Genomic DNA, 5,746 nt, shown 5'->3' with positions numbered 1-5,746 from the left:
GATCGCCGGAGCCGCCACCGGGATCGCTGCCCGGACCCTCGCTCTCCCGGAGAGGACCAGCGCGATGACGACCGTCCTCGTCGTCGACGACGACCCCCACCTGCGGCGGACTCTCGCCATCAGCCTGCGCGCCCACGGCTACACGGCGGAGGCGGTGGGCGACGGCCGGTCCGCACTGCAGTCCGTCGCCGAGGAACCGCCCGACGTCGTCGTCCTCGATCTCGGTCTTCCCGACATCGACGGGGTCGAGGTATTGCGGCGCATCCGCGAAGGCTCCGGCGTGCCCGTCATCGTCCTCTCCGCCCGGACGGACTCCGTCGACAAGGTCGAGGCTCTCGACCTCGGCGCCGACGACTATGTCGGCAAGCCGTTCGGGATGCCGGAGCTCCTCGCCCGGGTCCGCGTGGCCCTCCGCCACGCGGAGGTCGGCGCCGAAGGGGGCCCGGCGACGAAGACTCTCGTCACCCGGCATTTCGTCCTCGACTTCGCCGACCGCCGCGCCGTCGTCGCAGGGCGGCCGGTGCGTCTCACCCCGACCGAGTGGCGGTTCCTCGAGACCCTCGCCCGCGCCGACGGGCACCTCGTACCGCGCGAGGAGCTGCTGCGGCAGGTATGGGGTCCGGCGTACCACAGCGAGTCGAACTACCTCCGGGTGTATGCCAACCAGCTCCGCCGCAAGCTCGAGCCCGAGCCCGGTGCCCCGCGATACCTCGTCACCGACCCGGGCCAGGGATATCGGCTCCTCGGCGACCCCGACTCCTGACACCCGCGGCGGGCGTGGCCCGCTGATACGTGGCCCGCGCTGAGTACGGCTGGCCGGTGCCGGTGCCGGTGCCGGTGCCGGTGCTGGTGCTGGTGTCGGTGCTGCGGCCGGTGCCAGTGCTGCGGCAGCAGGCCCACCGCAGCGTCCCCAGATACCTCGATCCCGACGACGTCCCAGGAGTCGAGGTATCCAGAGCCCACCGGAGCGTCATTGGATACCTCGATCCCGATGACGCCTCAGGAGTCGAGGCATCCAGACCCGACCGGAGCGTCATTGGATACCTCGATCCCGACGACGCCCCAGGAATCGAGGTATCCAGACCCCACCGGAGTGTCATCAGATACCTCGATCCCGACGATGCTCCCAGGAATCGAGGTATCCAGATGCCACCGGAGCGTCATCAGATACCTCGACGCGTCCGGCACCCTTCGGGTTCGAGGTATCTGGTGCCGGTGAGGGGTGGTGAGCCCGGGGGCGGTCGGGTCGGGGCGGTCGGGCTGGTGCGGGCAATGGGGTAGCAGGCGGACTGCAGCGACGCCAATACCTCCATCCCGACGACGCTCCCCGGAATGGAGGTATCCAGATGCCACCGGAGCGTCATCAGATACCTCCATCCCGACGACGCCCCAGGAATCGAGGTATCCAGATGCCACCGGAGCGTCATCAGATACCTCCACCCGTTCGGGATCCCTGGGGTTCGAGGTATCTGGTGCCGGTGAGGGGTGGTGAGCCCGGGGGCGGTCGGGCTGGGGCGGTCGGACTGGTGCGGGCAATGGGGTAGCGGCGCACTGCAGCGACGCCAATACCTCCATCCCGACGACGCCCGAGGAATCGAGGTATCCAGATGCCACCGGAGCGTCATCAGATACCTCGATCCCGACGACGCTCCCCGGAATCGAGGTATCGAGGTCACACCGCCGCGTCATCAGATACCTCCACTCGCCCGGCACCCCTCGGGTTCGAGGTATCTGGTGCCGGTGAGGGGTGGTGAGCCCGGGGCGGTCGGGCTGGGGCGGTCGGGATGGTGTGGGAGGCGGGGGGAGCAAGCCCCACTGGAGCGCGTCATTGGATACCTCGACCCCGACCACAGCCACGGAATGGAGGTATCCAAACTCCACGGCCGTGCTAACAGATACCTCGACTCGTCCGGCATCCCTCGGGTTCGAGGTATCCGGTGCCGCTCGTGGGGTGGCGTGCCGGGCGCGATCGGCGGGATCGGGGCGGCGGGGGCAATACCGCCACCCACGGCGGCCATGTCCCGACCTACGGCCGCCACGTCCCGACCCACGGCGGCCATGTCCCGACCCGCGACGGCCATGTCCCGACCCGCGACGGCCATGTCCCGACCCGCGACGGCGATGGCCCAATCCGCCGCAACCACGTCTCAGCCGCGGCGGGCGACGAGGGCGGCGATGCCGTCCAGGACGACCCGGAGCCCGAAGTCGAGCTCTTCGGTGAAGAAGTCGCCCTCGTCGTCGAGGAGCTGCGGCGTGGCAGCGACGAGATAGGGGAACCGGTCGGCGCCGATGAGACCGACGACCGGTGCCGGCCAGCTCGGCTCGGCTGCCTCCGCGTCACCAGAGCCGGAGCTGCCACCTGAGCCGGAGCCGCCACTCGAGCCGGAGTTGCCACCAGAGCCGGAGCCGCCACCGTCGCGGGCACGAGGGCCGGCGAGCCCGAGGGTGAGCGACTGGGTCACGTGCTGGCGGACGAACCCATCGACGACGAGGAGCGAGGACAGCTTCTCCTGCTCGGTCAGTCGAGTCGGTGACAGGGCGAGCAGCCCGCGGTCGGTCCACGAGAGCACCTGAGGCGTCATGGGAGGCGAGGTCATCGGGACGGTGACGACCCATGGGTGCGCGAGCAGCTGACCGGTGATGGCACGCGCCCACGCATCGAGCCGGGTGCGCCAGCCACCTCGGGCGGCCAGGCGCGCCGGAGGTGAGCCGTAGGCGCGGTCGAGCATGACGGCATACAGGTCGTCCTTGGCGTCGACGTAGCGGTAGAGCGACATCGTCGTCATCCCGAGCTCGTCGGCGACCGCCTTCATGGACACGGCCTCGAGGCCGCCCTCGTCGGCAAGGCGGACCGCGACGTCGCCGATGGCCTCGATGGTCAGGCTCGGCCGGGGACCGCGTCGTCCGGACGGTTCGACGCCCCAGAGGAGCTGGAGGTAGCGGGGCAGCGGCGCGTCGGTCACAGGCGACAGCATAACTGCTTGCGACATACGCAATGTTGTGCCTATGATCTGCGTTCAGAATAAACAGTTGATCTCGTATGCAGTGAGGAGACACTCGTGTCGAAGCCCACCGAGTCCAACACCACTCCCGCCGACACCGGCGACCGTGCCCAGGACCGACGGACGAGCCGACGCTGGCTCGCCCTCGCGGTCCTGTGCCTGCCCGTCCTCCTCGTCTCGATGGACGTGTCGATCCTCTTCTTCGCCGCGCCCGACATCGCCCGCGACCTCGAGCCCAGCGCGACCCAGCAGCTGTGGATCTTCGACGCCTACGGCTTCGTCCTCGCCGGCCTGCTCCTCACCATGGGCGCGGTCGCCGATCGGTTCGGCCGGCGCCGGATCCTCCTGGCGGGCGCCGCCGCGTTCAGCCTCGCCTCGGTCCTCGCGGCGTGGGCACCGAGCGCTGAGATGCTCATCCTCGCCCGCGGGCTCATGGGCATCGGCGGCGCGACCCTCATGCCGAGCACGCTCGCCCTCATCCGCAACGTCTTCCACGACCGCGCCGAGCGCTCGACGGCGATCGGCGTGTGGAGTGGAGTCTTCGCCGCCGGAGTCGGGATCGGGCCGGTGCTCGCCGGCCTTCTGCTGGCCCACTTCTGGTGGGGTTCGGTCTTCCTCGTCAACGTGCCCGTCATGGCGGTCCTCCTTCTCGCCGCGCCCCTGCTGCTGCCGGAGTCGCGCGGGCACGGCGTCCGGCTCGACGTCCTCGGCTCGGGTCTCGCGCTCGCGACGGTGCTGCCCGTCATGGCGGGGATCAAGGGGCTCGCCGCCGACGGATGGAACCTCCCGGACCTCGGCTGGATCGTCCTGGGCCTCGCTGCGGGCATCGTCTTCGCGCGTCGCCAACGCACCTCGGCGGCACCACTCGTCGACCCGACCCTGCTCCGGATGCCCGGTGTCCGACCCGCCCTGACGGTCAACGTCATCGGTCAGGCCGCCCTCATGGGCAACGCGATCCTCCTCACGCAGTACCTCCAGTCCGTCCTCGGCATGACCGCGTTGCGGGCAGCCCTGTGGAGCATCGTCCCGTCGGTCGTCGTCGGAGCCGTCGCTCCTCTCGCGGGCATGCTCGCCGGTCGCGTCGGCCGGGCCCGCATCATGGCCACCGGCATGGCGGTGGCGGCGGCCGGCTACTTCGAGCTGCTCCTCACCCGGGCGGACTCCACCGTGTGGACCTGCCTCGTCGGCGCCACGCTCATCGCGGCCGGCCTCGTCTGCGTCCTCACCCTCATCACCGAGCTCGTCGTCGGCACGGTCCCCGCCGAGCGCGCAGGAACCGCGTCCGGACTGCTCGAGACGAGCTCGGAGCTCGCCGGCGCACTCGGCATGGCGCTGCTCGGCAGCGTCGTCAACGCCGCCTACCGGTCCGGTATGCACGACACCGCGTCGACGCTGCCCGGCGGAGCGGGCCGGCTGGCGGGCGGCACGCTGGCCGGTGCGGTCGTCGTCGCCCAGCAGGTGGGCGGCGCCGCCGGCGAGGCGGTCCTCGCGACGGCGCGGACGGCATACGTCACCGCGATGCACCGAGCCGACCTCGTCGCCGGGCTCGTCCTCCTCGTCGGCGTCGTCGTCGCCCTCACTCGGCTGCCCCGCGATCGGGCGAACAATGGCGGTTGACCCTCACGCGACGTGAGGGCCCAGGGTGGACGACATGACCAGGAGGACGCAGGTGGCGGAGCAGGTCGAGCCGATGACCGTCGGCCAGGTGGCGACGGCATACGGCATCACCGTCCGCACCCTGCACCACTACGACGAGATCGGCCTGCTCGTGCCGAGCGAGAGGTCGTATGCGGGGTACCGGCTGTACACCGCATCCGACCTCTCCCGGCTCCAGAGCATCGTCGTGTACCGGCGGCTGGGGTTCGGGCTCGAGGAGATCGCCGAGCTGCTCGCCGCCGAGTCCTCGGGTGACGCGACCGCCGCCCGCGTGGAGCACCTGCGGCGGCAGCGCGCCACGGTCAGGTCCCGGCTCGACGAGCTGTCCGAGCTCGTCGGCGCCATCGACCGAGCACTGGAGAGAGAGATGAGCAACCAGCCAGCCACCCCGCACGACCTGAAGGAGCTGTTCGGCGAGTCCTTCGACGACTACCAGGGCGAGGCCGAGGAGCGATGGGGTGAGACCGACGCCTGGAAGGAGTCCAAGCGCCGCACCGCCCGCTACACGAAGGCCGACTGGGCCCAGGTGAAGGAGGAGAGCGACGCGCTCGCCCGGGGGTTCCTCGACGCCAAGCGGGCCGGGCTCCCGCCGACGTCGACGGAGGCGATGGACGCCGCCGAGGCGCACCGGCAGCACATCGACACGCGGTTCTACGCGTGCCCGCCCGCCTTCCATCGCAACCTCGGGGAGCTCTACGTCAGCGACCCGCGGTACACCGAGAACTACGACGGCGCCTACGGCGAGCCCGGCCTCTCCGAGTACGTCCGGGCCGCCATCATGGCGAACGCCGACCGCCAGGAGGCGGCGGGCACGGCCGGCTGAGCCCGCCGGTCGAGCTCCGTCGATTGCGCACGTGCCGAGTTGTCGTCGTCGCCTGGGCGACCCCACGACGACAACTCCCGCACGTGCCGAGAAGATGTCGTCTCCCGGCCCGACCGACTCTTGTGGGGAAGCTGGTGAGCGTCATGGCTCTGGCCAGCTTCCCCACAAGAGTCCCAGGAACGCCACGCTCCGCCCGACACGTGCGGTCTTCGGTAGGTGCGGGCTTTCCGTGGTCGGATCCGTCCAGGAACCACGACAACCCCGC

The 5,746-nt window shown here is 70.6% G+C and carries 5 protein-coding genes; 4 read left to right on the top strand and 1 reads right to left on the bottom strand.

All coding sequences use genetic code 11. The annotated features are described in order from the left end of the window. The first annotated feature begins 64 nt into the window (after positions 1-64). Together BN12_RS17315 and BN12_RS25330 are read left to right on the top strand one after the other, a co-directional pair. The gene (locus BN12_RS17315; protein WP_048554412.1) at positions 65-763 is read left to right on the top strand and encodes a response regulator transcription factor; all 699 of its coding nucleotides are present in this window, start codon (positions 65-67) and stop codon (positions 761-763) included. Between the two features lie 56 nt (positions 764-819). After that, a complete protein-coding gene (locus BN12_RS25330) occupies positions 820-1,281 on the top strand; it encodes a hypothetical protein (RefSeq protein WP_162233100.1) in 462 nt (153 codons plus the stop codon). 866 nt (positions 1,282-2,147) lie between these two features. On the opposite strand, the gene BN12_RS17310 is transcribed toward BN12_RS25330, so the two are convergent. Continuing rightward, on the bottom strand, positions 2,148-2,963 hold the full coding sequence (locus BN12_RS17310; RefSeq protein WP_200901244.1) for a TetR/AcrR family transcriptional regulator: 816 nt from the start codon (positions 2,961-2,963) through the stop codon (positions 2,148-2,150). 96 nt (positions 2,964-3,059) lie between these two features. Here BN12_RS17310 and BN12_RS17305 point away from each other — a divergent pair, with 96 nt between their 5' ends. Beyond that, positions 3,060-4,619 carry an MFS transporter gene (locus BN12_RS17305; RefSeq protein ID WP_048554409.1) on the top strand — a complete coding sequence of 520 codons (1,560 nt, stop codon included), beginning with the start codon at positions 3,060-3,062 and terminating at the stop codon, positions 4,617-4,619. Between the two features lie 34 nt (positions 4,620-4,653). Further along, positions 4,654-5,481 (top strand): MerR family transcriptional regulator, encoded by an 828-nt coding sequence (locus BN12_RS17300; RefSeq protein WP_048556542.1) that lies wholly within the window; start codon positions 4,654-4,656, stop codon positions 5,479-5,481. Positions 5,482-5,746 lie beyond the last annotated feature (265 nt).

Origin of the sequence: Nostocoides japonicum T1-X7 (genome assembly GCF_001046855.1) — a bacterium.
Lineage (GTDB): Bacteria > Actinomycetota > Actinomycetes > Actinomycetales > Dermatophilaceae > Nostocoides > Nostocoides japonicum.
This window is presented reverse-complemented; position numbering and strand designations above follow the sequence as displayed.